Origin of the sequence: Pseudomonas sp. F3-2 (assembly GCF_038804275.1) — a bacterium.
Taxonomy (GTDB): Bacteria; Pseudomonadota; Gammaproteobacteria; order Pseudomonadales; family Pseudomonadaceae; genus Aquipseudomonas.
In genome coordinates this window covers 4594353-4619241 of the sequence record NZ_CP152388.1, presented here as the reverse complement: position 1 = coordinate 4619241, position 24889 = coordinate 4594353, and the positions used below count along the sequence as shown (strand labels likewise).

Below are 24889 nucleotides of genomic sequence, written 5' to 3'. Positions count from 1 at the left end.
CAACAGATTCTGAACAGCACTGTGAGACACGCAGGTCATCGGGGGCTTCGGCCTTCCTTCGCTTTCCCCGGCGGCTCTGACCGCTTTAACGCAGACTTCTAGGGTTTTTCATGACGCGCTACATCTTCGTCACGGGCGGTGTTGTTTCTTCATTGGGGAAAGGCATTGCCTCGGCTTCATTGGCGGCCATCCTGGAGGCGAGGGGACTTAAGGTCACCATGCTCAAGCTGGACCCCTACATCAACGTCGATCCGGGCACCATGAGCCCGTTCCAGCACGGTGAAGTGTTCGTCACCCACGACGGCGCCGAGACCGACCTGGACCTGGGTCACTACGAGCGTTTCATCCGCACCACCATGACCCAGAACAACAACTTCACCACTGGCCGTGTGTACGAACACGTCCTGCGCAAAGAGCGCCGTGGTGATTATCTGGGCGCGACCATTCAGGTGATTCCGCACATCACCGATGAGATCAAGCGTCGCATCATCAAGGGCGCCGGCGATGCCGACGTGGCCCTGGTGGAAATCGGTGGCACCGTGGGTGACATCGAATCACAACCATTCCTGGAAGCCATCCGCCAGTTGCGCTTCGAAGTCGGCGCCAAGCGCGCGATGCTGATGCACCTGACGCTGGTGCCCTACATCGCCACTGCCGGCGAAACCAAGACCAAGCCTACCCAGCACTCGGTCAAGGAATTGCGCTCCATTGGCCTGCAGCCTGATGTGCTGATCTGCCGTTCCGACCATGCCATCGACGTCTCGTCGCGCCGCAAGATCGCTCAGTTCACCAACGTCGAAGAGCGTGCGGTCATCGCGCTGGAAGATGCCGACACCATCTACAAGATCCCGGGCATCCTGCATTCGCAGGGCCTGGACGATTTCGTCGTAGAGCGTTTCGGTCTGCAATGCGCCGGCGCCGACCTGTCCGAGTGGGACAAGGTTGTCGATGCCAAGCTTAATCCGGAGCACGAAGTCACCATCGCCATGGTCGGCAAGTACATGGAACTGCTGGACGCTTACAAATCGCTGATCGAAGCGATGAGCCATGCCGGCATCACCAATCGCACCAAGGTCAACCTGCGCTACATCGATTCCGAAGACATCGAAAATCAGGGCACCGGCCTGCTCGAAGGCGTGGATGCCATCCTGGTGCCGGGCGGCTTCGGTCTGCGCGGCGTCGAAGGCAAGATCACTGCGGTGCAGTTCGCTCGCGAAAACAAGGTTCCGTACCTGGGCATCTGCCTGGGCATGCAGGTGGCCGTCATCGAGTTCGCACGTAACGTGCTGGGCTGGAAAGACGCCAACTCCACCGAGTTCGACCGCACCAGCGGGCACCCTGTCGTGGGTCTGATCACCGAGTGGGAAGACGCGACCGGCGCAGTCGAAACCCGTACCGAAGCCTCCGATCTGGGCGGCACCATGCGCCTGGGCGCGCAGGAATGCCAGCTTGAGCCGGGCTCCCTGGTACACGATTGCTACGCCAACGACGTCATCGTCGAGCGTCACCGTCACCGCTACGAGGTGAACAACAAGCTGCTGCCGCAACTGATCGAAGCCGGCCTGAAAGTATCCGGTCGCTCCGGCGACGGCGCGCTGGTCGAAGTGGTCGAGTCTGCCGATCATCCGTGGTTCGTGGCCTGTCAGTTCCACCCTGAATTCACCTCCACGCCTCGCGATGGCCACCCGCTGTTCAGTGGTTTCGTCAAGGCCGCGCTCGCTCAACATCAGAAGAACGCCTGATAGGGAATTCATTACATGGCACAGAAAATCATCCGCGTCGGTTCCGCCGACAAGGGCATTGATATCGCCAACGATAAGCCAATGGTCTTGTTCGGCGGCATGAACGTCCTGGAATCCCGTGACATGGCCATGCAGGTCTGTGAGGAATACGTGCGGGTGACCGAGAAGCTCGGGATCCCTTACGTTTTCAAGGCCAGCTTCGACAAAGCCAACCGTTCTTCCGTGACGTCCTATCGCGGCCCGGGCCTGGAAGCAGGCATGCGCATTTTCGAAGAGATCAAAAGCACGTTCGGCGTGCCGGTGATCACCGACGTGCACGAGCCGGATCAGGCGGCTGCCGTTGCCGAGGTCTGCGACATCATTCAGCTGCCGGCCTTCCTGTCCCGCCAGACCGATCTGGTCGTGGCGATGGCCAAGACCGGCGCCGTGATCAACATCAAGAAAGCCCAGTTCCTCGCGCCTCAGGAGATGAAACACATCCTGAACAAGTGTGAAGAAGCGGGTAATGACCAGTTGATCCTGTGCGAGCGTGGTTCGAGCTTCGGCTACAACAACCTCGTGGTCGATATGCTCGGCTTCGGCATCATGAAAGCCTTCGAATACCCGGTGTTCTTCGACGTGACGCACGCGTTGCAGATGCCGGGCGGCCGTTCCGATTCCGCTGGCGGTCGTCGCGCCCAAGTCACCGATCTGGCCAAGGCCGGCATCAGTCAGGGCCTGGCGGGACTGTTCCTCGAGGCCCATCCGGATCCGGATAACGCCAAATGCGATGGTCCATGCGCGCTGCGTCTGAACAAGCTCGAGCCATTCCTGACTCAGCTCAAGGCGCTGGACGATCTGGTCAAGGCCTTCCCGACGATCGAAACGGCTTAAAAACCCGCTTCACCGGCGCCGAGCCCTCCGGTAGAGTGCCGTTCGTTATTTTCCCGACCAATGGGTCGGGAAATTTGTCGTTTTGGGGCCTGCCCGTTGTCCTAGAGCCCTGAGACGCCGAATCGTTTTCCCTGCTGCGTCGTTTTCGTCAATCTTGGAGTGTTAACAACAATGGCAAAAATCGTCGACATCAAAGGTCGTGAAGTTCTCGACTCCCGTGGCAATCCCACCGTGGAAGCAGATGTGCTCCTCGACAACGGCATCATCGGCAGTGCATGCGCGCCGTCCGGTGCTTCCACCGGCTCGCGTGAAGCACTTGAGCTGCGTGATGGCGACAAGAGCCGTTACATGGGCAAAGGCGTTCTCAAGGCTGTGGCCAATATCAATGGCCCGATCCGCGACCTGCTGCTGGGCAAGGACCCGGTTGACCAGAAGGCACTGGACCACGCGATGATCCAGCTCGACGGCACCGAAAACAAAGCCAGCCTGGGCGCCAACGCCATCCTCGCTGTCTCCCTGGCCGCTGCCAAAGCTGCCGCTCAGGATCAGGATCTGCCGCTGTACGCGCACATTGCCAACCTCAACGGCACGCCAGGTGTCTACTCGATGCCGGTCCCGATGATGAACATCATCAACGGTGGCGAGCATGCCGATAACAACATCGACATCCAGGAATTCATGGTTCAGCCAGTGGGCGCGAAGACCTTCGCCGAAGGCCTGCGCTGGGGCACCGAGATTTTCCACCACCTCAAAGCCGTGCTCAAGGCACGCGGTCTGAACACCGCCGTGGGTGACGAAGGTGGTTTCGCGCCCAACCTGAACTCCAACGCCGACGCACTGGACGCCATCGCCGAGGCCGTGAAGAACGCCGGCTACACGCTGGGCACCGACGTGACCCTGGCGCTGGACTGCGCTGCCAGCGAGTTCTACAAGAACGGCAAGTACACCCTGAGCGAAGAAGGCGAATACGATTCCGCCGGTTTTGCCGACTATCTGGCCGATCTGGTCAGCAAACACCCGATCATCTCGATCGAAGACGGCCTGGACGAATCCGACTGGGACGGCTGGAAGATTCTCACCGACAAGATCGGCGACAAGATCCAGCTGGTGGGCGACGACCTGTTCGTGACCAACACCAAGATCCTGAAAGAAGGCATCGAGAAGAAGATCGGTAACTCGATCCTGATCAAGTTCAACCAGATCGGCACCCTGACCGAAACGCTGGAAGCCATCCAGATGGCCAAGGCTGCCGGTTACACCGCTGTGATCTCGCACCGCTCCGGCGAAACCGAAGATTCCACCATCGCCGATCTGGCAGTGGGCACTTCGGCAGGCCAGATCAAGACCGGTTCGCTGAGCCGCTCCGATCGTATCGCCAAGTACAACCAGCTGCTGCGCATCGAAGAGCAGTTGGGCGCAAAAGCTGTGTACCGTGGCCGCAGCGAGTTTCGCGGTTAAGTGCAAGATGGTAAAAAGGCAGCAGGCGCTGTAGGACATTTCGCGTAAATCGCCACGTGTCCTGATGTCCTGATCCACGAGCCCGGTGACCGCCGGGCTCTTGGGCATTTGAATTGGTCGATTTTGCTGTCTTCTTCACCGGGTATCAGATATTCACAATGCGCAGTCCTAACTGGTTGTTCCTCGTTCTGCTTTTGCTGCTCGCTGGTCTGCAATATCGCCTGTGGGTGGGTAATGGCAGCCTTGCGCAGGTGGCCAGTCTGACCCAGCAAATCGCCGATCAACATGCCGAAAATGAAGCTTTGCTGGAGCGCAACCGGGTCATGGACGCGGAAGTGCTGGAGCTGAAAAAAGGCCTGGAGACCGTTGAAGAACGTGCCCGCCACGAGCTGGGCATGGTCAAGGACGGCGAGACCCTTTATCAGTTGGCACAGTGATGTTGGCGTAATGACTCGATCCCTTCCTGCCTTCTGGGCAGTGATTCCCGCAGCGGGCGTTGGCGCACGCATGGCGGCAGACCGTCCCAAGCAGTATCTGCAACTGGGCGGCCTCACGATTCTTGAACACAGCCTGCTTTGCTTTCTCGATCATCCCCGGCTCAAGGGCCTGGTGATCAGTCTGGCTGTGGATGATCCTTATTGGCCTACCTTGCCTTGCGCGCTGGATTCCCGGATACAGCAAGTCGCTGGCGGCAAGGAGCGTGCGGATTCGGTGCTCAACGCGCTGCTTCATCTGCACGCCAGTGGCGCCGATGACAATGACTGGGTCCTGGTGCACGATGCTGCGCGACCGAATCTGGCGCGCTCGGACCTCGACCATCTACTGGCGGAGCTGGCGGGCGATCCGGTCGGCGGGTTGCTCGCCGTTCCCGCCAAAGACACCCTCAAGCGCGCCGACGCCAGTGGTCGCGTGGCGGAAACGGTGGATCGCAGCTTCATATGGCAGGCCTACACGCCGCAGATGTTTAGACTTGGCGCGCTGCATCGCGCGCTGGCCGACGGCCTTGTCTCGAATGTGTCGATCACCGACGAAGCCTCGGCGATCGAGTGGGCAGGGCACTCGCCGCGCCTTATCGAAGGCCGCGCGGACAACATCAAAGTCACCCGGCCGGAAGACCTGGAATGGCTGCGTCAGCGGCGGGGTGATTTTTCCCGCTGATCAGCTGCCGGTGGTAAGCGCAGATTTCTGTGGGAGCGTGGCGCTTCAACGATATTCCGGCCGCAACGCCAATCCCGTCTTCAGATAATCCACCAGTTTTCTCACCTTCGGCGACAGGTGCCGCTGCTGCGGGTACAGCGCCCACACTGCAGTGCTCGGCGGCTGATGAGCATCGAGCAGCGAGATCAATGCGCCGCTCTTGAGGTGTTCGAGCACGTAGTAATCCGGCAGCTGACACAGCCCGACCCCTTGCAACGCTGCGTCTAACACCGCCTGACCGCTGTTGCAGCGCCAGTTTCCCTGCACGCGTTGAGAAAATTCGCGGCCGTTCTGCTGCAATAACCAACTGTCCGAACTGCCGATGAGGCAGTTGTGCCGAGACAATTCCGACACGCTGTGTGGCCGTCCATAACGTTCGAGATACGACGGCGAAGCGCAGAAATACATTCGCCTCGGCGCAAGACGCGTTGCCACCAGCCTGGATTCCTGAAGCCGACCCAGCCTGATCGCCAGGTCCATGCCCTCATGCAGCAGATCGAGCGTGTTGTTGGTCAGCTCGATGTCCACGCGCAATTGAGGGTGTTCATCCATGAAGCGCGTCACCAGCGGCGTGATGAAGCGCTCGCCGTAGGCCACCGCGCAGGTCATGCGCAACAGGCCCTTTGGTTCGCTGGTCAAGTCGCTCACGGCACGCAATGCCTCTTCCCGGCCATCCTGCAGGCGCTGGCAGTGGTGAAGGAAGGTTTGTCCCGCTTCCGTCAGCGCGACCTTTCGGGTGCTGCGGTATAGCAGACGCGTTTGAAGACGTTCCTCAAGGCGGGCAATTTGCCGACTGACATGGGACGACGACAAGCCCAGACGTTCTGCCGCCGCCGTGAATTGCCCGCATTCAGCAACGGCGACGAATTCATCCAGACCTTCCCAACGATTGGCGAACATCGATTATCCCCGTACAGCAGTAATGTTTTGCTTTCGGTCGGATTATTAATCAAACGGCACTGCTTTACACTCCGTGTTCGTTTTTACTTCGCTGGAGATCATGATGATCAAGTCACGTGCTGCCGTTGCTTTCGCGCCCAACCAACCGCTGCAGATCGTCGAGGTCGACGTCGAGGCCCCGAAAGCCGGCGAGGTTCTGATTCGCACGGTCGCTTCCGGCGTCTGCCATACCGATGCCTACACCCTGTCCGGCGCCGATTCCGAGGGCGTGTTCCCGTGCATTCTCGGGCACGAAGGTGGCGGTATCGTTGAAGCGGTGGGCGAGGGTGTGACCTCGTTGGCAGTGGGTGATCACGTGATTCCGCTGTACACCGCCGAATGCCGCGAGTGCAAATTCTGCAAGTCCGGCAAGACCAACCTCTGCCAGAAAGTCCGCGCCACTCAGGGCAAGGGTCTGATGCCCGACGGCACCACGCGTTTCAGCTACAACGGCGAGCCGGTTTACCACTACATGGGCTGCTCGACGTTCTCCGAGTACACCGTCGTACCGGAAATTTCCCTGGCGAAGATTCCCAAGGAAGCGCCGCTGGAGAAGGTCTGCCTGCTCGGCTGCGGCGTGACCACCGGCATCGGTGCGGTGTTGAACACGGCAAAAGTCGAAGAAGGCGCGACCGTCGCGATCTTCGGCCTGGGCGGTATCGGCCTGGCTGCGATCATCGGCGCAAAAATGGCCAAGGCCTCGCGCATCATTGCCATCGACATCAACCCGGCCAAATTCGATGTGGCGCGCGAACTTGGCGCCACGGACTTTATCAACCCCAAAGAGCACAGCAAGCCCATTCAGGACGTCATCGTCGAACTCACCGATGGCGGCGTGGATTACAGCTTCGAGTGCATTGGCAACGTGCAGTTGATGCGGGCTGCACTGGAATGCTGCCACAAAGGGTGGGGCGAGTCGGTGATCATCGGCGTCGCACCGTCGGGCCACGAAATCTCCACTCGCCCGTTCCAGCTGGTCACCGGTCGCGTCTGGCGCGGTTCGGCGTTCGGTGGCGTCAAAGGCCGTACCGAGCTGCCAAGCTACGTCGAAAAATCCCAGACGGGCGAAATCCCGCTGGACACGTTCATCACCCACACCATGGGTCTGGACAAGATCAATGAGGCGTTCGACCTGATGCACGAAGGCAAAAGCATCCGTTCGGTCATTCACTTCTGAGTAGCAGCCCCAAGCTGCAAGCGGTAAGCCGCAAGAGAGCACGCCATTGTGCCGACTTGCGGCCTGCGGTTTGAAGTGTGTGGCTGGGAGGAACGATCCCATGAGTCTGGAAAACATCTCGTGCCAGAAAAGCTTCGGCGGCTGGCATAAACGTTACAAACATCACTCTGACGTGCTGGGTTGCGACATGGTGTTTGCGGTCTATCTGCCTCCCCAGGCAGAGCAGGGCGGCAAGCTTCCTGTGGTTTACTGGTTGTCAGGCCTGACCTGCACCGATGAAAACTTCATGCAGAAAGCCGGCGCCCAGCGCATCGCGGCCGAGCTTGGGGTCATCATCGTGGCGCCGGACACCAGTCCGCGTGGCGCCGATGTGCCAGGTGACCCGGACAATGCCTACGATTTCGGTCTGGGCGCAGGCTTCTACCTCAATGCCACGCAGCAACCTTGGGCCCGCCATTACCGCATGTACGATTACGTGGTGAGCGAATTGCCCGCCCTGATCGAGGCGCACTTTCCGGCCTCGGACAAACGCAGCATCAGCGGTCACTCGATGGGCGGTCACGGCGCGCTGGTGTGTGCCTTGCGCAACCCGGGCCGGTACCAGTCGGTTTCGGCTTTCTCGCCGATCTGCAACCCGATGGATTGTGCCTGGGGCCAGAAAGCGTTCTCGCGTTATCTGGGCGAAGACCGTTCGCGCTGGCGCGAGTGGGATGCCAGCGTGCTGATCGCCGAGGCCACCGAACGTCTGCCTTTGCTGGTGGATCAGGGTGATCGCGACGACTTCCTCGCCAATCAGCTCAAGCCCGAAGTGCTGGTGCAGGCCGCTAAGGCGGTCGGCCATCCGCTGGAGTTGCGCATGCAGCCCGGCTACGACCACAGCTACTACTTCATCGCCAGCTTCATCGAGGATCATCTGCGACATCATGCGCGTGCCTTGGCGGGCTAATGTCGGACAAAGTAGGTAGAATCACGCCCTGACTTTTTCAGGGCGTTTTTTTATGCGTATTGGCCACGGCTATGATGTGCACCGTTTCGCTGAAGGCGATTTCATTACCTTGGGTGGGGTGCGGATCGCGCACACGTCCGGTCTGCTCGCGCATTCCGATGGCGATGTCCTGCTGCACGCCTTGAGCGATGCCTTGCTTGGCGCCGCCGCTCTGGGTGATATCGGCAAGCATTTTCCAGACACCGATCCGCAGTTCAAGGGCGCCGACAGCCGTGTGTTGCTGCGTCATGTGCTCAAGCAAGTGCAGGCCAAGGGCTGGAAAGTCGGCAACGTCGACGCGACCATCGTGGCTCAGGCGCCGAAGATGGCCCCGCACATCGACACCATGCGCGCGCTGATCGCTGAAGATCTGCAGGTCGACCTGGATCAGGTCAACGTCAAAGCCACCACCACCGAAAAACTCGGTTTCACCGGACGTGAAGAAGGCATCGCGGTTCACGCGGTCGCACTGTTGATCGCCGCATGACCGAACTCGAACTGCTGGGCCCGAAGGCCTATGGCGATGCGTTGGGCACCGCCGTATTGAAAGCCACCGCCGAAGACTTCCAGGTCGATGAAGTGCTGGATATCCCGTTGTCCGGCGATGGCGAGCATCTGTGGCTCTGGGTTGAAAAGCGCGGTCTGAACACCGAGGAGGCGGCTCGCCGACTGGCCAGGGCCGCAGGCGTGCCGTTGCGCACGGTCAGTTACGCCGGTTTGAAGGATCGCCAGGCGCTGACCCGCCAGTGGTTCAGCATTCAACTGCCGGGCAAGGCCGACCCGGACATGTCCTCAGCCGAAAACGACACGCTGAAAATTCTCGACAGCAAGCGACATAAACGCAAGCTGCAACGCGGCGCTCACGCCGCCAACGGATTCACCTTGCGTCTGACGCAGCTTCAGGCTGACAAAGCGGCGCTCGACGCGCGACTGGAGGCCATTCGGCTGGCCGGTATCCCGAATTATTTCGGCGCCCAGCGGTTTGGTCACGAGGGCGGCAATCTCGGTGAAGCGCGTCATTACGCCGAGCGACAGGCATTGCCGGAGCAGCGCAATGTGCGTTCGCGCCTGCTGTCGACCGCACGCAGCTATCTGTTCAATCAGGTGCTGGCTGCGCGCGTCGCCGACGGAAGCTGGCAACGGGCCCAGCCAGGCGACTTGCTCGCGTTCACCGACAGCCGCAGTTTTTTTCCTGCTGCCGAAGCGGACTGCAGCGATCCTCGGCTGGCGATTCTCGACCTGCACCCGACCGGGCCGCAGTGGGGCGAGGGGGAATCGCCAGCCTCGGGCGCCACGGCAGCGCTCGAAAACAGCATCGCCCAGCGCGAGTCGTCGCTCTGTAACTGGTTGATAAAAGCGGGAATGGAACACGAACGTCGCATCCTGCGACTGCCCATCGGGCGGTTGACGTGGCATTATCCCGAGCCTGACATTCTGCAACTGGAATTCGTCCTGCCGTCCGGATGCTTCGCCACCGCATTGGTGCGTGAACTCGTCGATCTGGTGCCGACAGGACAGACGGACAGCTCATGCGTATTCTGATTTCAAATGACGACGGGATCACGGCACCCGGCCTTGCTGCGCTTTACGGCGCGCTCGCCGGCTACGCCGATTGTGTGGTCATCGCGCCCGATCAAGACAAAAGCGGCGCCAGCAGCTCGCTGACGCTCGATCGGCCCTTGCACCCGCACACGCTGGACAACGGCTTCATCAGCCTCAACGGTACGCCAACCGATTGCGTTCATCTGGGTCTCAACGGCCTGCTGGCGAACGAACCCGACATGGTGGTTTCCGGGATCAACCTGGGCGCCAACTTGGGCGATGACGTTTTGTATTCCGGAACGGTGGCGGCTGCCCTCGAGGGGCGGTTTCTGCAACGTCCGTCGTTTGCGTTTTCATTTTTGTCGCGCCAGGCCGATAACCTGGCAACTGCCGCGCACTATGCCCGGCTCTTGGTCGAAGCCCATGAGCAGCTCGATCTTCCACCGCGTACCGTATTGAATGTGAATATTCCAAACCTGCCGCTTGAACATGTTCGCGGTATTCAGCTGACCCGCCTGGGTCATCGCACCCGTGCAGCTGCGCCGGTTCGCGTGGTCGATCCGCGCGGCAAGGCCGGCTACTGGATCGCGGCTGCCGGCGATGCCGAAGACGGCGGCCCGGGTACGGACTTTCACGCTGTCATGCAGGGTTACGTGTCGATTACACCGTTGCAGCTGGATCGGACCTATCAGGACGGTTTCAACAGCCTGAACGCATGGCTGGAGGGAATGGCCTGATGTCGCGTGAGCAAGATGACCTGTTACGTCGTGGCGTGGGAATGACTTCCCAGCGCACCCGTGAGCGTCTGATTCAGCGGTTGTACGAAGAAGGCATTTCCAACACTCAGGTGCTGGACGTCATTCGCAAGACGCCCCGGCACCTGTTCGTCGATGAAGCGCTGGCGCATCGCGCCTATGAAGACACCGCGCTGCCCATCGGCAACAACCAGACCATCTCCCAGCCTTATATGGTTGCGCGCATGAGCGAGCTGCTGCTGGCGGCCGGTCCGCTGGACAAGGTGCTGGAGATCGGCACCGGTTCGGGCTATCAGACCGCCGTTTTGGCGCAGCTGGTCGAGCGGGTGTTTTCCGTGGAGCGCATCAAAGTGCTTCAGGATCGTGCCAAGGAGCGGCTGGTCGAGCTGAACCTGCGCAACATGGTGTTCCGCTGGGGCGATGGCTGGGAAGGCTGGCCGGCCCTCGCGCCATACAACGGCATCATCGTGACCGCGGTTGCGACCGATGTCCCCCAGGCGCTGCTGGATCAACTGGCGCCCGGTGGCCGGTTGGTGATTCCGGTGGGTTCAGGCGAAGTCCAGCAACTGATGCTGATCATCCGCGAAGAGCATGGCTTCTCCCGGCACGTATTAGGTGCCGTACGTTTCGTGCCGCTGCTCAACGGGCCGCTGGCGTAGGCGCTATTTTGCAGCTGCAATGAATTCCAGCAGGCGACGCCGGTCTACAGGCTGGCGTTTTGCGATGAAGACAAAGGGTGTCTGCCGCAGCGTCGCAACGAAGGTTCTACACCAGCTTTTCCATGGCTGCCTGTCATTTTCAAGACACATCAGGCAGCTTTAATTCAGTCACCAGTAAAGGGAGTGACGGGTGAGTCTCACAGTCATTCGGCAGCGTAGTTCTTCAACAAGTTTTCAGCGTCTGGTGATTGGCATTGCCCTGAGTGTCCTTCTGGTCGGCTGCTCCAGCGCGCCGTCGGGCGGCGTGCGCGTTGTGGACCGCAACAGCAGCAAGCCGGCCGCTCCCGTTCGGCAGCCGGTCACGACCGGTCAGTACGTGGTCAAGCGTGGTGACACGCTGTTTTCGATCGCATTCCGTTACGGCTGGGACTGGAAAGCGCTGGCGGCCCGCAACAACATCCCCGAGCCCTATACCATTCATGTCGGTCAGGCCATTCGCTTCGACGGACGCTCGACTTCTGGCTCGACTGCCATTGCGGCAGCGCCGGTCGTCGTGCCGCAGACTTCCACGAGCAGCAGCACCAGTTCGTCGCCTTCAGGTTCGCTGAAAACAACCGTTATATCTCGGCCCGTAGGCTCTAATCCGGTCGTTGTAGCGCCGGCAGGTTCAACTTCAACAACAACTCCGGTTAATACACCGGTGGTTGCAGGGGCGCGTTCGCCAAGCGGATGGGCCTGGCCAACTAATGGCGTTTTGATCGCCAAGTTTTCTTCAAACGGTAGTTTGAATAAAGGAATTGATATCGCTGGTGATTTGGGACAGCCTGTTTTAGCCGCGTCTGATGGTTCAGTGGTATACGCCGGAAGTGGATTAAGGGGCTACGGCGAATTAGTAATCATCAAACACAGCGATACCTACGTCAGTGCTTACGGTCATAACCGTAGGCTGTTGGTTCGGGAGGGGCAGCAGGTCAAGGCAGGGCAAACAATCGCCGAGATGGGATCGACCGGAACTGACCGGGTGAAACTGCATTTTGAGATTCGCCGTCAGGGTAAGCCTGTAGATCCACTGGAATTCTTGCCACGTCGTTGATCGGTTGTCAGCCTGTTCCTGCCGTAGAGGGGACAGGCTCAAGTGCTGCCACGGAAAAAGGCGCCACTGGAGCTTGAGGTCGAACTCATCAAAGGACTATAACAATGGCTCTCAACAAAGAAGCGCCGGAGTTTGACATAGACGACGAGGTCCTCCTTATGGAGCACGGGATCGTCCTGGATTCTGCAACGGATGAGAAGCCAGCTACACCTTCTGTTCGTGCAAAGACCAAAAACTCCGCAGCGCTCAAGCAGCACAAGTACATCGACTACACGCGGGCACTGGATGCCACGCAGCTGTATCTCAACGAAATCGGCTTTTCTCCTTTGCTCTCTCCGGAAGAAGAGGTTCATTTTGCGCGTTTGTCGCAAAGTGGCGATCCAGCCGGACGCAAACGCATGATTGAAAGCAATCTGCGGCTGGTGGTGAAAATCGCCAGACGCTACGTCAATCGTGGCCTTTCATTGCTGGACCTGATCGAAGAGGGCAATCTCGGCCTGATTCGGGCGGTCGAGAAATTCGATCCGGAACGCGGCTTCCGCTTCTCCACATACGCCACCTGGTGGATCCGTCAGACCATCGAGCGCGCGATCATGAATCAGACGCGGACCATCCGCCTGCCGATTCATGTGGTCAAGGAGCTCAACGTCTACCTGCGTGCGGCCCGCGAGCTGACGCAAAAGCTCGATCACGAACCTTCCCCTGAAGAGATCGCCAACCTGCTTGAAAAGCCGGTCTGCGAGGTCAAACGCATGCTCGGGCTGAATGAGCGTGTGTCCTCCGTCGACGTTTCGCTGGGTCCGGACTCGGACAAAACCCTGCTGGATACGCTTACCGATGATCGGCCCACCGATCCCTGCGAGCTGCTGCAGGACGACGATCTTTCCCAGAGCATCGATCAATGGCTGTCTGAGCTCACCGACAAGCAGCGCGAGGTTGTCGTGCGGCGGTTCGGTCTGCGCGGCCATGAGAGCAGTACCCTTGAAGATGTTGGGCTGGAGATCGGTCTGACCCGGGAACGTGTCCGGCAGATCCAGGTTGAAGGGCTCAAGCGTCTGCGGGAAATTCTGGAGAAGAACGGCCTTTCCAGTGAGTCATTGTTTCAGTGATCCCATGATGCCCTGTTATAACTAATAGCCAGTTAGCATCATCCAGAGCCCCGATTAGTCGGGGCTTTTTAATGTTTCAATTTGATGTTTTTCGGGCACTGACTTCACGTTTATTTTCCTACATGTATGTCGACTTTAATATTTTATTAACTGTGGGCTGTACTTACTTTAGTTGTAAGACTTCTCTCACACGTCTTGTCAGTTATCGACTTTTTTTGCGACGGGCTAAATCGCTAAAGCGTGACGGGTAAAACTTATCCGGCTGATTTTCCTGTGTTTTATCAGCTGGCTTATTCGCAGGATGAATTGTTTTGAAAAGTGCGCACCCTTGCCCACCGTTCAGAAATCACTAATATCAGGACTGTACCGACGGATTGGTACAGGCGGTCAAGGAAGACTGCTCAAGGACATCGCAGGACGCGATTCATCAGGATGATGAAAACGGATTAAAGGGATTATGGAAAAAATGTGGGCGGGTCATACCGCCCCTTTTTTCGTCTGCAGAAAAGTGCGGTGTCGCCCTGCAGAAATGCAAATGGCCCCGAAGGGCCATTGCGCGAGCAGCACCACTCAGCGTTCGAGATCTGCGATCTTGCCGGTCTTGCCATCCCACTCTTCAGCGTCAGGCAGGGCATCCTTGCGCTCGGTGATGTTCGGCCAGACGTCAGCCAGCTCGGCGTTGAGCTCGATGAAGTTCTCCATGCCAGCCGGAACCTCGTCTTCGGAGAAGATCGCGTTGGCCGGGCATTCAGGCTCGCAGAGCGCGCAGTCGATGCACTCATCCGGGTGAATCACCAGGAAATTCGGGCCTTCGTAAAAGCAGTCCACCGGACAGACTTCTACGCAGTCGGTGTACTTGCACTTGATGCAGTTGTCGGTGACGACGAAGGTCATTTCTAATTCTCTCCTCAGGCGGCGGAAGCAAGGCCGTTCAATCAGGCTTGCCAGGTTCGGGAGTCCCCCGGGCCGTGAAAACTCAGCTTGTCGAGCAACGCGGCAGGCAAGGCGACCTTGCGCTGCGTTGTCCGACCTTGGTTCGCTGCGTTCAAACGCGGCCAGGATTGCTGTGAAGCCAGGCTAAAAGCTCACAGCGTCCCAAACCGCGCGGGATTCTAACAGCTTGTTACCAATCCCGTTAGATGCGTGTTTGCATCGAATACAACAACTCCAGCGCCTGACGCGGTGTCAGGTCATCGACTTTCAGGTTCGACAACTCATCCAGCACCGGGTGCGGCAGGCTGGCGAACAGGTCGCTCTGCATCGGTACCGGCGGCTTGCCTGGCTTTGATCTGGGCTGCTCATGGGGAAGACTGGTGGTCTCCAGGCGCAACAGATGCTCCTTCGCGCGGCTGATGACCTTGCCTGGAACCCCCGCCAGCTGGGCCACGGCCAAGCCATAGCTCTGACTGGCCGGTCCTGGCAGCACGCGGTGCAAGAAGACAATGCGCTCGTTATGCTCGGTGGCGTTGAGATGAACGTTGGCGACCAACGGTTCACTTTCCGGCAACACCGTCAGCTCGAAATAGTGCGTCGCGAACAACGTGTACGCGCGCAACTGGGCGAGACATTCTGCCGCAGCCCATGCCAGCGAAAGGCCGTCGAAGGTACTGGTGCCGCGGCCGACTTCGTCCATCAGCACCAGGCTCTTGTCGGTAGCGTTGTGCAGGATGTTCGCGGTTTCGCTCATCTCCACCATGAAGGTCGAGCGTCCCCCTGCCAGGTCATCGCTCGAGCCGATGCGCGTGAAGATGCGGTCAACCAGCGACAGCTCGCAGCTCGCGGCCGGTACGAAGCTGCCGATGTGCGCCAGCAGCACGATCAACGCGGTCTGACGCATGTAGGTCGACTTACCCCCCATGTTCGGGCCTGTAATGACCAGCATCCGGGTGTTGTCGTTGAGGTCCAGATCGTTGGCCACGAACGGTGAGGAGAGCACCTGCTCAACCACCGGATGACGACCTTGCTCGATGCGCATGCACGGCTCGTCGGTGAAGCGTGGGCGGTTCAGGTCCAGATTCAGGGCGCGCTCGGCCAGATTGCTCAGGACGTCCAGTTCGGCCAAGGCTGCGGCGGTATCCTGCAGCGGCGCGAGATGGCCGATGAGGTCTTCGAGCAGCGCCTCGTAGAGCATTTTTTCCCGGGCCAGCGCGCGGCTCTTGGCAGACAGCGCCTTGTCCTCGAACGCTTTCAGTTCCGGCGTGATGAAGCGCTCGGCGCCCTTGAGCGTCTGCCGGCGGATGTAATCGGCAGGTGCCTGTTCGGCCTGTTTGCTCGGCAGTTCAATGAAATAGCCGTGTACGCGGTTGTAACCGACCTTGAGATTGGCAAGACCGGTGCGCGCTTTCTCGCGGGTTTCCAGATCGATCAGGAACTGCCCGGCGTTCTCGCTCAGGGACAGCAGATCATCGAGCTCGGCGTCGTAGCCGGTCTTCAGCACGCCGCCGTCACGAATGACCGCAGGCGGGTTGTCGATGATCGCGCGTTGCAGCAGATCGGCCAGCTCGGGGTAAGTGCTTGTGGTTGTGGCCAGTTGCTGAATGTGAGGCGCTTCGAGCTCAGCCAGTGCCCGTTGCAATTCAGGCAGCGCGCCCAGGGCGTCGCGCAGGCGCGCCAGGTCGCGAGGTCTGGCGTTGCGCAGGCCGATACGGGCGAGGATGCGCTCGATATCACCGATTTCCTTCAGCTGTGGCTGCAGGTTTTCAAAGCGATAGCGTTCCAGGAAGCACCCAATCGACTCCTGCCGGGCTTGCAGTACGGCAAGGTCGCGCAACGGGCGATTCAGCCAGCGGGTCAGCAAGCGCGTCGCCATTGCCGTCTGGCAGCGGTCCATGACTGACTGCAGCGTGTTGTCGCGCCCACCGGCAAGGTTGGTGTCCAGCTCCAGATTGCGGCGACTCGCTCCATCCAGAATCACCGTGTCGTCCATGCGCTCGTGACGCAGGCTGCGCAGATGTGGCAACGCGGTGCGTTGAGTTTCCTTCGCGTAACCGAGTAGGCAGCCGGCGGCGCCAATCGCCAGGGTCAGGTTTTCGCAGCCGAAGCCTTTCAGGTCCTGGGTGGAAAACTGCTGACACAAACTCTTGTGGGCCGAATCGCGTTCGAAATCCCACGGCGCACGGCGGCGCGCACCTCGGCGTTTTTCCGCAGGCAATCCTTGCGGCCAGTCATCGGGGATCAGCAGCTCGACCGGGTTTATGCGTTCAAGCTCGGCCAGCAGGTTTTCCCAGCCTTTGATCTCCTGAACCGTGAAGTTGCCGCTGGTGATGTCCAGCACGGCCAGCCCGAACAGGCGCTCATCACCCAGCACGGCCGCGATCAGGTTGTCGCGGCGCTCATCGAGCAGCGCCTCGTCGCTGACCGTGCCCGGGGTAATGATGCGCACGACCTGACGCTCCACCGGGCCTTTGCTGGTCGCCGGATCGCCGATCTGTTCGCAGATCACCACCGATTCGCCCAGCTTCACCAGCTTGGCCAGATACCCTTCAGCGGCGTGATAAGGAATTCCGCACATGGGAATGCTTTGCCCCGCCGACTGGCCACGGGCGGTCAGGGTGATGTCGAGCAGCTTCGCCGCCTTCTTGGCGTCTTCGTAGAAGATCTCGTAGAAGTCGCCCATGCGATAAAACATCAACTGCTCAGGATGCTGGTTCTTCAGCTTCCAGTACTGTTGCATCATGGGCGTGTGCGAAGAGAGGTCGGAAATTGCTTTATTCATCAGTTATTTAGGCAAATTCGTTGGGAGATTGAGGCAAATGAAGGGTGACGCGTGGAATTCCACCTACGTGGTCCGACGTCAGATCCGATTGCTTTTGCGATGGCCGCAAGGTTACCACGCGTGACTCCCAGCCGCAGTTCCGGGTTATTGGTCACCGGGCATTTCCGGACCCACACACGACGCCAATGACTGTCTAGGATGTCGAGGCACCGCTCGAATCAGGCGGGATTTCAGACAAGGATCGTTATATGCAACGCAAGCGTGGAAGAGACTCAACCAATGGCCGGTTCATTCCGCTGGAAGAGGCCAAGCGCCGTCCGCGGGAAACCGTCATTGAAACCGTGAAAAAACCCTGTCCCGAGAAACGGGAACCTGCATAAATGCCTCGACAGGGCGCGGCCCCGTCAACGCCGCGTCCTGCCTTGCACATCAACCATGCTCGTGTAGCGTGGACGCCTTGACCGATACGGAGAACCCTTTGTGGATGAGATCACTCAGTTGGCCGCAACGCTTGGCTCGCAACTCTTGAGCGTCGGCGCTCAGGTCAGCACGGCCGAGTCTTGCACCGGCGGCGGGATTGCCGAGGCCATCACTCGCATTCCCGGCAGTTCGGCCTGGTTCGAAGCCGGTTATGTCACCTATTCCAACGCTCAGAAAACCCGGCAGCTGGACGTGCCGCAAGAATTGTTCGCACGCGCTGGCGCCGTCAGTCGGGAAGTGGTCGAGGCCATGGCACGTGGTGCGCAGGCCCACAGCGCTTCGCATTTCTCGGTGGCCGTCAGCGGCGTCGCAGGTCCCGATGGCGGCTCCGCGGAGAAACCGGTCGGCACGGTCTGGATCTGTTGGGGAGCCGGTGAGCAACTGATCGCTCGGCGCTTTCAGTTCGTCGGTGATCGCGATGCCGTGCGCCGACAAACGGTGGAGGCCGCGCTAGAGGGGCTGATCCAGCTCGCTCGTGGAGAAATACCAAATCGGGGGTAGGCGCGCGCTCAACCCTGTGGAATAATACTGGCTACTTATACAGTTATATCGGCCGTCAGGCTTAACCGATTACGAGAGGACTTCAATGGACGACAACAAGAAGAAAGCCTTGGCTGCGGCCTTGGGTCAGATCGAGCGCCAGTTCGGCAAAGGTGCCGTAATGCGCATGGGTGACCATGACCGCCAGGCTATTCCTGCTATCTCCACCGGCTCATTGGGCCTCGATATCGCACTGGGTATCGGCGGTTTGCCAAAAGGCCGGATCGTTGAAATCTATGGCCCGGAATCTTCGGGTAAAACCACCATGACCCTGTCGGTGATCGCCGAAGCCCAGAAAATGGGGGCCACGTGCGCATTCGTCGACGCCGAACACGCGCTCGACCCTGAGTACGCGGGCAAGCTGGGCGTCAACGTCGACGACCTGCTGGTATCGCAGCCGGACACCGGCGAGCAGGCGCTCGAAATTACCGACATGCTGGTGCGCTCCAACGCCATCGACGTGATCGTCGTCGACTCCGTCGCCGCGCTGGTGCCGAAGGCTGAAATCGAAGGTGAAATGGGCGACATGCACGTCGGCCTGCAGGCCCGTCTGATGTCTCAGGCGCTGCGCAAGATCACCGGTAACATCAAGAACGCCAACTGCCTGGTCATCTTCATCAACCAGATCCGTATGAAAATCGGCGTGATGTTCGGCAGCCCGGAAACCACCACCGGTGGTAACGCGCTGAAGTTCTACGCATCGGTTCGTCTGGACATCCGCCGCACCGGCGCGGTGAAAGAAGGCGACGAAGTCGTTGGTAGCGAAACCCGCGTAAAAGTCGTGAAGAACAAGGTCGCTCCGCCGTTCCGTCAGGCCGAGTTCCAGATCCTCTACGGCAAGGGTATCTACCGTAACGGCGAAATCATTGACCTGGGTGTATTGCATGGCCTGCTGGAGAAGTCCGGCGCATGGTACAGCTATCAGGGCAGCAAGATCGGCCAGGGTAAAGCCAACTCCGCGAAATTCCTGCAGGACAACCCGGAAATCGGCGCCACCCTCGAGAAGCAGATTCGCGAGAAACTGCTGACTGCCGCTCCTGACGTCAAAGCCCAGTCTTCTCGCGTAGCCGAGGACGACGTGGCTGAGATCGAAGCTGACGCGGATCTCTGATTCCTGTCATGTCGGTAGAGCTTGATACGCCCGTCGCAGTACGGCGTAGCGCAATGGACCTGCTCGCACGTCGCGAGCATGGTCGAGTCGAGCTGACGCGCAAGTTGCGTCAGCGCGGCGCCCCTCCTGAATTGATCGAAGCAGCTCTTGACCGCCTGACGGAAGAGGGTTTGCTCAGCGAATCACGTTACCTCGAAAGCTTCGTTTCCTACCGTGCCCGTTCCGGATACGGTCCTTTGCGTATTCGCGAAGAACTCGGCCAGCGCGGTCTGCAGCGCAATGATATCGAACAGGCGCTTCGCGAATGTGGAGTCGACTGGCGGGAGAAGCTGGAAGAATGCTGGCGCCGCAAGTATGCCGGGCGGTTGCCGGCCGATATGCGTGAGCGGAGTCAACAAATGCGATTTCTGAGCTACCGAGGATTTCCCCCGGAATTGATTGGCAAGCTGTTGAGCGGCAAAGGCGGGGGCGACGACTGATCGGTCCTCCGCCTTCATCATGCGGGTTGACGGTCAGGGGATTTTTGCGGACTCCAGGTCACGCACTTGAGGTTGAGCCGTTTTCGCCCAGTTCTCGTTCAGGTTGATGTAATCGACCAGTTCGCGCAGGCGACCGTGGTTGCGGCCATTGAATTTGAACGCCAGGCGCGTTAAATGGCTGAACTGCTCCTCTTCGTGTTCTTTCTGATACCCATGCTGATGAAAGTCGTCGCTCAGACACAGGTCGGCGAACGCCTGCTGCATGTGTGCCAACGCTTGTTCGCTCAACGGGTGATGCATGCGAATGACGAATGAGTTCTTCAGCCAGCGGCTCGAGTGGAAGTTGCTGTAGAACTGATTGATTTCGGCGACGGCCTCGTCCGCCGTGTAGACCAGTTTCAGCAGGTTCATGTCAGTGGGCAGGATGTAGCGATTGGCTTCCAATTCGTTCCTGATGAACGTCAGGGCACCTTCCCAGAAGGTCCCGCCCGGCGCATCCAGCAGCACGATGGGCACCAGGGGGCTTTTGCCGGTCTGAATGAGGGTCAGCACTTCCAGCGCTTCGTCCAGCGTGCCGAACCCGCCAGGGCACAGCACCAGCGCGTCGGCCTCTTTGACGAAAAACAGCTTGCGGGTGAAGAAGAAATGGAACGGCAGCAAGTTTCCGGTGCCGTCCACGGTCGCATTGGCATGCTGTTCGAAAGGCAAGGTGATATTGAAACCCAGGCTGTAGTCCAGGCCCGCACCTTCATGCGCCGCGGCCATGATTCCGCCGCCGGCACCGGTGATGACCATCAAATCGGATGCCGCCAGCTTCATGCCCAGCTCCCGGGCCAGGGCGTACATCGGATGTTCGATCGGAGTCCGGGCAGAGCCGAAAACCGTGACCTTCCGACGACCCTTGAACTGATCGAGCACGCGGAAGGCGTTTTCGAGTTCGCGCAGAGCCTGCAGTGTGATTTTCGCGTTCCAGCGGTTGCGGTCGTCCTGAGCCATACGCAGGACCGTGAGCATCATGTCGCGATAGAGCGCGAGGTTGGGGCTGTTTGGAGCGATCTGGGCGAGCTGTTCGTCGACCTTGCGGGTGAGGTCGATTCCATTGCCCTGAAAATGCAGAGATAGGGCGTCATTGGGTACATAAGGCATTCAAACGTTCTCCTTTTGCAAATCATCGGTCCTGACTGTTCATCAGGAGCACGACGCTTCGTGCGTCGCTGCGCCTCGCGCATCGAAATGGCCTGCAACACCTGGCGACGGCGGGCGGCGCACTGATTCTGGCGATGTCCTTGGATGGTAGAGCACAGTGCGAGTTACACGAATCACTGGCAACCCCTGTTGATTTGCCAAGTGTGATCAGACGTAACGGTGTGCAAACCGGATGGGATGGATGATGTGCCCGAACATCCGGGCTGGCAATGGTCACATCAGGATCCCATTCGTCGGACTGCCCGGTGTGCGGTCTGCCCTCTGATTTACTGAAATCATGGCAGGCAAGGGTCATTGCAACCTGGATAGCGCCGACACCACTCGTATCACCGTGGCGTCTGCGGACAGTCATCGAGTTTGCCCACATCAAGCGGAGGGTGTGGACGAGCCATGGAGGGGTGTGAAATGGAGATCAGGCTGGAAGTCGATCAGAACTTGTATCGCTTGTTGATCAAGGCGGCGCGCGATAACCATCGCACCCTCGAGCAAGAGTGCGTGAAGCGGCTGGAGCAGGGCGGAAGACGCTCGTTTTATCTGCAGGCGGTGCTGGCAGAGTTGCGCGCCGAAGAACAGCAGCGGCGCGCATCCTGTCACTGAAAGGCGGAATTACTTCTTCTTCACAGGCGGCTTGGCAGCGCAGTCGGCGGCGGTGATTTGCTGAGTGGTGATCGCGCGGCCGGTCTTGTATTCCTTGAACTCATAACGCAGGGTCGCGCCCTTGGCCATCAGTTGGCGGTAGCCGGCGTTGCGGCAGACGCTGGTGCCCAGCTGGCGACCGACCAGATCCGGGTTCTCGCGCATTTGTGCAGCCTGACCGGATTGCACGCTCAGGTGGTTGATGAGCATCTTGCCATCGACCGTATAGCCCTCGTCGAGAATGTCTTCGTTGATCGCGCGGGGAGTGCCGGCGCTGCTTTCTTTCGCGACTTTTTCAAGCATCTGGCTCAGTTCGTAATCCTGTTTGGACGCCGCATTGGCGCACAGCGGAGCGACGAGCAAAAGCGTGAGAGTGGGAGCGATGAAGCGCAGCATTGGATTCTCCTGGTGCATGGACGGGTGGTGCAAAGGCTGGCCGTTGGACCGGTCACATCCGAAGGCGTTCACTGGCGGCATGAGTGCTTTCAGGGCCCGCCAGTATAGGGGAGTCGGCTGCGCGGGCACCAGAGAACACGGCGCTTCTGATAGACTGCGCCGACTTTTTACCTGCCGGATATCCAATGTGCCGCTGCCTTTCTGCCCGCCTTTGATTTTGCCAGCGCGGTCACATTCATGAGCCACGCCGTTTCCCGTCTGCGCGCCGAAAGGCTCGCCCGAAGCACGCGGCCGTTCATCGCCCGAGGCTCCCGCGCTCCCCGATGCAGCGACTGTCGGGTCATTGAAAGTTATTGCCTGTGCGCCTGGAAGCCGACGGTCCCGGCACGCTCGGCCGTGTGCCTGATGATGTATGACACCGAACCGCTCAAACCGACCAATACCGGCTGGTTGATCGCCGACGTGGTCAAGGACACCGAGGCGTTCGGCTGGTCGCGTGTTGACGTGGATGAAAAGCTGCCGGCGCTGCTGAACGATCCGCAGTGGCAGCCTTATATTGTGTTTCCGGGCGAATTCGTGGCGCCTGAGCGAGTCGTGACCGAAGTGCGGGTTGCGGATGGCAAGCGTCCGCTGTTCATTCTGCTGGACGCGACCTGGCCGGAAGCGCGCAAGATGTTTCGCAAAAGTCCGTATCTGAACCACTTGCCCGTGTTGAGTCTTCAACCTGAGCAAACGTCGCGCTATCGGCTGCGTCGGTCCAAGCGTGACGACCATTTCTGCACGGCGGAAGTGGCCGCTTTATGCCTGGAACTGGCGGGAGACCAGCAGGCCGCAGCGGTTCTGGATGCTTATCTGGACGTGTTCAGCGCCCACTACCTGGGCGCGAAATTCCAGCTGCCGATTGATCCGGATGATGCTGCACACACTCACCTCAAAGCGTTTCTGTAGGAACGGCGGCGCTCAGGCTGTGGCCTTTCTCGGCCACAGTTGTGCGAGCAGCATGCCCGCCAGCATCAAGGCACAGCCGATGTAACCGCGCATCTGCAACGCCTCGCCCAATACCCAGGCGCCAGCTATCGCTGCAAATACCGCTTCGAGCGAAAGAATGATCGCAGCATGGGACGCAATGGCGTCCTTCTGCGCCACCACCTGCAGGGTGTAGCCGATACCCACCGCGATCACGCCGCCATACAGCAACGCCGGCGCTGCACCGATGATGGCTTGTAGGGAGACGGGTTCGAAAATCAAGGCCAGAACCAGGCTCACCAGCGAACAGGTGGCGAACTGCAGGAAGGCAAGGCGGATGGGATCGTGACGGCTGGCGAAGATGCCGACCAGTATCACGTGACCGCCCCATACGAACGCGCCGATCAGTTGCAGCCAGTCACCCGACGCCACTTGAAAGTTGTCGCCCACGCTCAGCAGGAACATCCCGACCACCGCCAACAGGCAGCCGAGCCATGTGCCCATCCCCGTTTTGTGGCCCAGCAACAGTCCCAAAAGCGGAACTACAATCACATACAGCCCGGTGATGAACCCCGAATTGGTGACGCTGGTGAAGAGCAGGCCGACCTGCTGCAGGTTGATCCCGAGCGCCAGCGCCAGACCCATGATCACGCCGCCTTGAAGCAGGCCACGCGTCAACAGAGGCTCGGGGGCAGGGCCGCTGACAGGGCGGCGAAGGAGCAACGGCACCAGGCAGATGGAGCCCAGCGCGAAGCGCAGACCTGAAAACAGGTAGGGGCCGATGTGGTCCATGCCCGCCGTCTGCGCAACGAATCCGGAGCCCCAGATCATGGCGGTCAGGAGCATGAGCAGGTCCGCTCGCAGGGCGTGTTTTCGCATGGTGGCACTCGCAGGAATCAAGGGCGCAGACTTTGCCGTAAAGCGCGAAGCTTGACCACCCCGGATTCGCTGGGCATCCTTGGCGCCGCGCGAATACTGGAGCGCCGTGTTCTGTCTGGTTTTGACGTTGATGCGCCGCGTTGGCGCAGCGTTTACAGGCCGGCATTTTCGGATGCCATCGTGGGGGCTGAATCCGTCGGCGCTCACTCATAAACAGGATCATTAAATGACCTACGAAATCCTGATCGCCGATGACCACCCTCTGTTTCGTAGCGCTCTGCATCAGGCTTTGAGCCTGGGCCTGGGGCCTGATGCCCGGCTGGTGGAAGCTGAAAGCATTGCTGACCTGGAAGCGCGTCTGACTGAAAAGTCCGACTGGGATCTGGTTCTGCTCGACCTGAACATGCCTGGCGCGTATGGGTTCTCGGGTCTGGTGCTGCTGCGCGGACAATACCCGCAAGTCCCGGTGGTGATGGTGTCGGCGCAGGAAGAAGCAGCGGTCGTGGTCAAATCCCGTGAGTTCGGCGCCAGCGGTTTCATCCCCAAGTCCAGCTCGCTCGAAACCATTCAGAGAGCGGTGCGCATGGTCCTGGACGGTGATGTCTGGTGGCCGCCGCAGGTGAATGAAAGTGTCAGCGTTTCAGCCGAAGCCAAGGCCGCCAGCGAAGGCCTTGCCAGCCTTACGCCGCAGCAGTTTCGGGTGCTGACGATGGTCTGCGAAGGCCTGCTCAACAAGCAGATTGCTTATGAGTTGAGCGTTTCCGAAGCCACCATCAAGGCTCATGTCACGGCCATTTTCCGCAAGCTGGGCGTGCGTACACGAACTCAGGCCGCGCTGCTGCTGCAGCAACTCGAGTCCATCGCGCCTGGCTGATCGGCTCACCCATCATTTTCTGGCAGGTGCGGCAGTCCTTCACACTTTTTTGACTGCCGCCGCACTAGCCTCCACGCT

26 protein-coding genes are annotated in these 24889 nt (G+C 59.6%); 20 read left to right on the top strand and 6 right to left on the bottom strand.

The genetic code is table 11. The features are described from left to right. The first annotated feature begins 110 nt into the window (after positions 1-110). From AAGQ88_RS20770 to ispD, 5 genes are all read left to right on the top strand, one after another. Positions 111-1742 (top strand): CTP synthase, encoded by a 1632-nt coding sequence (locus AAGQ88_RS20770; RefSeq protein ID WP_093463355.1) that lies wholly within the window; start codon positions 111-113, stop codon positions 1740-1742. A gap of 15 nt (positions 1743-1757) precedes the next feature. Further along, on the top strand, positions 1758-2615 hold the full coding sequence (gene kdsA / locus AAGQ88_RS20765) for a 3-deoxy-8-phosphooctulonate synthase (RefSeq protein ID WP_093463358.1): 858 nt from the start codon (positions 1758-1760) through the stop codon (positions 2613-2615). A gap of 171 nt (positions 2616-2786) precedes the next feature. Further along, the gene (gene eno, locus AAGQ88_RS20760) at positions 2787-4073 is read left to right on the top strand and encodes a phosphopyruvate hydratase (RefSeq protein WP_093463361.1); all 1287 of its coding nucleotides are present in this window, start codon (positions 2787-2789) and stop codon (positions 4071-4073) included. A 158-nt stretch (positions 4074-4231) separates the two neighbouring features. Then, positions 4232-4510: a cell division protein FtsB gene (ftsB, locus tag AAGQ88_RS20755; RefSeq protein WP_093464171.1), complete on the top strand. Its 279-nt coding sequence runs from the start codon at positions 4232-4234 to the stop codon at positions 4508-4510. 10 nt (positions 4511-4520) lie between these two features. Further along, positions 4521-5231: a 2-C-methyl-D-erythritol 4-phosphate cytidylyltransferase gene (gene ispD, locus AAGQ88_RS20750; RefSeq protein ID WP_342653433.1), complete on the top strand. Its 711-nt coding sequence runs from the start codon at positions 4521-4523 to the stop codon at positions 5229-5231. Between the two features lie 45 nt (positions 5232-5276). On the opposite strand, the gene AAGQ88_RS20745 is transcribed toward ispD, so the two are convergent. Continuing rightward, positions 5277-6170, bottom strand: coding sequence for a LysR family transcriptional regulator (locus AAGQ88_RS20745; protein ID WP_342653432.1), 894 nt, complete (start codon positions 6168-6170; stop codon positions 5277-5279). 103 nt (positions 6171-6273) lie between these two features. On the opposite strand from AAGQ88_RS20745, the gene AAGQ88_RS20740 reads away from it, so the two are divergent. The 8 genes from AAGQ88_RS20740 to rpoS all read left to right on the top strand — a co-directional run bounded on the left by AAGQ88_RS20740 (position 6274) and on the right by rpoS (position 13529). Next, positions 6274-7386, top strand: a complete 1113-nt coding sequence (locus tag AAGQ88_RS20740) for an S-(hydroxymethyl)glutathione dehydrogenase/class III alcohol dehydrogenase (protein WP_093463370.1) — start codon at positions 6274-6276, stop codon at positions 7384-7386. 100 nt (positions 7387-7486) lie between these two features. Next, entirely contained in the window at positions 7487-8332 is an 846-nt protein-coding gene (gene fghA, locus AAGQ88_RS20735; protein WP_285422362.1) for an S-formylglutathione hydrolase, read from the top strand. Positions 8333-8384: 52 nt separating this feature from the next. Continuing rightward, positions 8385-8858, top strand: a complete 474-nt coding sequence (ispF, locus tag AAGQ88_RS20730; protein ID WP_285422361.1) for a 2-C-methyl-D-erythritol 2,4-cyclodiphosphate synthase — start codon at positions 8385-8387, stop codon at positions 8856-8858. Beyond that, positions 8855-9913 carry a tRNA pseudouridine(13) synthase TruD gene (gene truD, locus AAGQ88_RS20725; protein ID WP_342653431.1) on the top strand — a complete coding sequence of 353 codons (1059 nt, stop codon included), beginning with the start codon at positions 8855-8857 and terminating at the stop codon, positions 9911-9913. Before ispF ends, truD begins: the two co-directional genes overlap by 4 nt. Next, positions 9901-10650 carry a 5'/3'-nucleotidase SurE gene (gene surE, locus AAGQ88_RS20720; protein ID WP_342653430.1) on the top strand — a complete coding sequence of 250 codons (750 nt, stop codon included), beginning with the start codon at positions 9901-9903 and terminating at the stop codon, positions 10648-10650. The genes truD and surE overlap by 13 nt, the downstream gene beginning before the upstream one ends. A gap of 41 nt (positions 10651-10691) precedes the next feature. Beyond that, on the top strand, positions 10692-11327 hold the full coding sequence (locus AAGQ88_RS20715) for a protein-L-isoaspartate(D-aspartate) O-methyltransferase (RefSeq protein ID WP_177182139.1): 636 nt from the start codon (positions 10692-10694) through the stop codon (positions 11325-11327). Positions 11328-11517: 190 nt separating this feature from the next. After that, positions 11518-12420: a peptidoglycan DD-metalloendopeptidase family protein gene (locus tag AAGQ88_RS20710; RefSeq protein ID WP_093463389.1), complete on the top strand. Its 903-nt coding sequence runs from the start codon at positions 11518-11520 to the stop codon at positions 12418-12420. A gap of 104 nt (positions 12421-12524) precedes the next feature. Then, positions 12525-13529: an RNA polymerase sigma factor RpoS gene (rpoS, locus tag AAGQ88_RS20705; protein ID WP_285422358.1), complete on the top strand. Its 1005-nt coding sequence runs from the start codon at positions 12525-12527 to the stop codon at positions 13527-13529. A 570-nt stretch (positions 13530-14099) separates the two neighbouring features. On the opposite strand, the gene fdxA is transcribed toward rpoS, so the two are convergent. Together fdxA and mutS are read right to left on the bottom strand one after the other, a co-directional pair. After that, positions 14100-14423, bottom strand: coding sequence for a ferredoxin FdxA (gene fdxA, locus AAGQ88_RS20700; protein ID WP_285422357.1), 324 nt, complete (start codon positions 14421-14423; stop codon positions 14100-14102). A 241-nt stretch (positions 14424-14664) separates the two neighbouring features. Continuing rightward, positions 14665-17232, bottom strand: coding sequence for a DNA mismatch repair protein MutS (gene mutS, locus AAGQ88_RS20695; RefSeq protein ID WP_342655851.1), 2568 nt, complete (start codon positions 17230-17232; stop codon positions 14665-14667). 260 nt (positions 17233-17492) lie between these two features. Between mutS and AAGQ88_RS20690 the strand changes: the two genes are divergently transcribed. The 4 genes from AAGQ88_RS20690 (at position 17493) to recX (ending at position 19854) form a co-directional block, all read left to right on the top strand. Further along, entirely contained in the window at positions 17493-17624 is a 132-nt protein-coding gene (locus AAGQ88_RS20690; protein WP_256214505.1) for a hypothetical protein, read from the top strand. A gap of 100 nt (positions 17625-17724) precedes the next feature. Further along, entirely contained in the window at positions 17725-18225 is a 501-nt protein-coding gene (locus AAGQ88_RS20685) for a CinA family protein (RefSeq protein WP_342653429.1), read from the top strand. 85 nt (positions 18226-18310) lie between these two features. Beyond that, on the top strand, positions 18311-19375 hold the full coding sequence (gene recA / locus AAGQ88_RS20680) for a recombinase RecA (RefSeq protein WP_093463404.1): 1065 nt from the start codon (positions 18311-18313) through the stop codon (positions 19373-19375). Positions 19376-19383: 8 nt separating this feature from the next. Then, positions 19384-19854 (top strand): recombination regulator RecX, encoded by a 471-nt coding sequence (gene recX / locus AAGQ88_RS20675; RefSeq protein WP_342653428.1) that lies wholly within the window; start codon positions 19384-19386, stop codon positions 19852-19854. A gap of 33 nt (positions 19855-19887) precedes the next feature. Here recX and AAGQ88_RS20670 read toward each other — a convergent pair whose 3' ends face one another. Next, on the bottom strand, positions 19888-21000 hold the full coding sequence (locus tag AAGQ88_RS20670; protein WP_342653427.1) for an LOG family protein: 1113 nt from the start codon (positions 20998-21000) through the stop codon (positions 19888-19890). A 465-nt stretch (positions 21001-21465) separates the two neighbouring features. On the opposite strand from AAGQ88_RS20670, the gene AAGQ88_RS20665 reads away from it, so the two are divergent. After that, a complete protein-coding gene (locus AAGQ88_RS20665; RefSeq protein WP_342653426.1) occupies positions 21466-21657 on the top strand; it encodes a hypothetical protein in 192 nt (63 codons plus the stop codon). Positions 21658-21666: 9 nt separating this feature from the next. Here AAGQ88_RS20665 and AAGQ88_RS20660 read toward each other — a convergent pair whose 3' ends face one another. After that, positions 21667-22092, bottom strand: coding sequence for a quorum-sensing-regulated virulence factor family protein (locus tag AAGQ88_RS20660; RefSeq protein WP_342653425.1), 426 nt, complete (start codon positions 22090-22092; stop codon positions 21667-21669). A gap of 237 nt (positions 22093-22329) precedes the next feature. Here AAGQ88_RS20660 and AAGQ88_RS20655 point away from each other — a divergent pair, with 237 nt between their 5' ends. Further along, entirely contained in the window at positions 22330-23040 is a 711-nt protein-coding gene (locus AAGQ88_RS20655) for a tRNA-uridine aminocarboxypropyltransferase (protein WP_342653424.1), read from the top strand. Positions 23041-23052: 12 nt separating this feature from the next. Here the strand turns inward: AAGQ88_RS20655 and AAGQ88_RS20650 are convergent, their stop codons facing one another. After that, positions 23053-23937 carry a DMT family transporter gene (locus AAGQ88_RS20650; RefSeq protein ID WP_342653423.1) on the bottom strand — a complete coding sequence of 295 codons (885 nt, stop codon included), beginning with the start codon at positions 23935-23937 and terminating at the stop codon, positions 23053-23055. Between the two features lie 226 nt (positions 23938-24163). Between AAGQ88_RS20650 and erdR the strand changes: the two genes are divergently transcribed. After that, on the top strand, positions 24164-24811 hold the full coding sequence (erdR, locus tag AAGQ88_RS20645; protein WP_342653422.1) for a response regulator transcription factor ErdR: 648 nt from the start codon (positions 24164-24166) through the stop codon (positions 24809-24811). Positions 24812-24889 lie beyond the last annotated feature (78 nt).

Bases quoted from the DNA above. Each gene is read 5' to 3' on its own strand.
- AAGQ88_RS20770 (WP_093463355.1), top strand. From the start codon at position 111: ATGACGCGCTACATCTTCGTCACGGGCGGTGTTGTTTCTTCATTGGGG.
- kdsA (WP_093463358.1), top strand. From the start codon at position 1,758: ATGGCACAGAAAATCATCCGCGTCGGTTCCGCCGACAAGGGCATTGAT.
- eno (WP_093463361.1), top strand. From the start codon at position 2,787: ATGGCAAAAATCGTCGACATCAAAGGTCGTGAAGTTCTCGACTCCCGT.
- ftsB (WP_093464171.1), top strand. From the start codon at position 4,232: ATGCGCAGTCCTAACTGGTTGTTCCTCGTTCTGCTTTTGCTGCTCGCT.
- ispD (WP_342653433.1), top strand. From the start codon at position 4,521: ATGACTCGATCCCTTCCTGCCTTCTGGGCAGTGATTCCCGCAGCGGGC.
- AAGQ88_RS20745 (WP_342653432.1), bottom strand. From the start codon at position 6,170: ATGTTCGCCAATCGTTGGGAAGGTCTGGATGAATTCGTCGCCGTTGCT.
- AAGQ88_RS20740 (WP_093463370.1), top strand. From the start codon at position 6,274: ATGATCAAGTCACGTGCTGCCGTTGCTTTCGCGCCCAACCAACCGCTG.
- fghA (WP_285422362.1), top strand. From the start codon at position 7,487: ATGAGTCTGGAAAACATCTCGTGCCAGAAAAGCTTCGGCGGCTGGCAT.
- ispF (WP_285422361.1), top strand. From the start codon at position 8,385: ATGCGTATTGGCCACGGCTATGATGTGCACCGTTTCGCTGAAGGCGAT.
- truD (WP_342653431.1), top strand. From the start codon at position 8,855: ATGACCGAACTCGAACTGCTGGGCCCGAAGGCCTATGGCGATGCGTTG.
- surE (WP_342653430.1), top strand. From the start codon at position 9,901: ATGCGTATTCTGATTTCAAATGACGACGGGATCACGGCACCCGGCCTT.
- AAGQ88_RS20715 (WP_177182139.1), top strand. From the start codon at position 10,692: ATGACTTCCCAGCGCACCCGTGAGCGTCTGATTCAGCGGTTGTACGAA.
- rpoS (WP_285422358.1), top strand. From the start codon at position 12,525: ATGGCTCTCAACAAAGAAGCGCCGGAGTTTGACATAGACGACGAGGTC.
- fdxA (WP_285422357.1), bottom strand. From the start codon at position 14,423: ATGACCTTCGTCGTCACCGACAACTGCATCAAGTGCAAGTACACCGAC.
- AAGQ88_RS20690 (WP_256214505.1), top strand. From the start codon at position 17,493: ATGCAACGCAAGCGTGGAAGAGACTCAACCAATGGCCGGTTCATTCCG.
- recA (WP_093463404.1), top strand. From the start codon at position 18,311: ATGGACGACAACAAGAAGAAAGCCTTGGCTGCGGCCTTGGGTCAGATC.
- recX (WP_342653428.1), top strand. From the start codon at position 19,384: ATGTCGGTAGAGCTTGATACGCCCGTCGCAGTACGGCGTAGCGCAATG.
- AAGQ88_RS20670 (WP_342653427.1), bottom strand. From the start codon at position 21,000: ATGCCTTATGTACCCAATGACGCCCTATCTCTGCATTTTCAGGGCAAT.
- AAGQ88_RS20665 (WP_342653426.1), top strand. From the start codon at position 21,466: ATGGAGATCAGGCTGGAAGTCGATCAGAACTTGTATCGCTTGTTGATC.
- AAGQ88_RS20660 (WP_342653425.1), bottom strand. From the start codon at position 22,092: ATGCTGCGCTTCATCGCTCCCACTCTCACGCTTTTGCTCGTCGCTCCG.
- AAGQ88_RS20655 (WP_342653424.1), top strand. From the start codon at position 22,330: ATGAGCCACGCCGTTTCCCGTCTGCGCGCCGAAAGGCTCGCCCGAAGC.
- AAGQ88_RS20650 (WP_342653423.1), bottom strand. From the start codon at position 23,937: ATGCGAAAACACGCCCTGCGAGCGGACCTGCTCATGCTCCTGACCGCC.
- erdR (WP_342653422.1), top strand. From the start codon at position 24,164: ATGACCTACGAAATCCTGATCGCCGATGACCACCCTCTGTTTCGTAGC.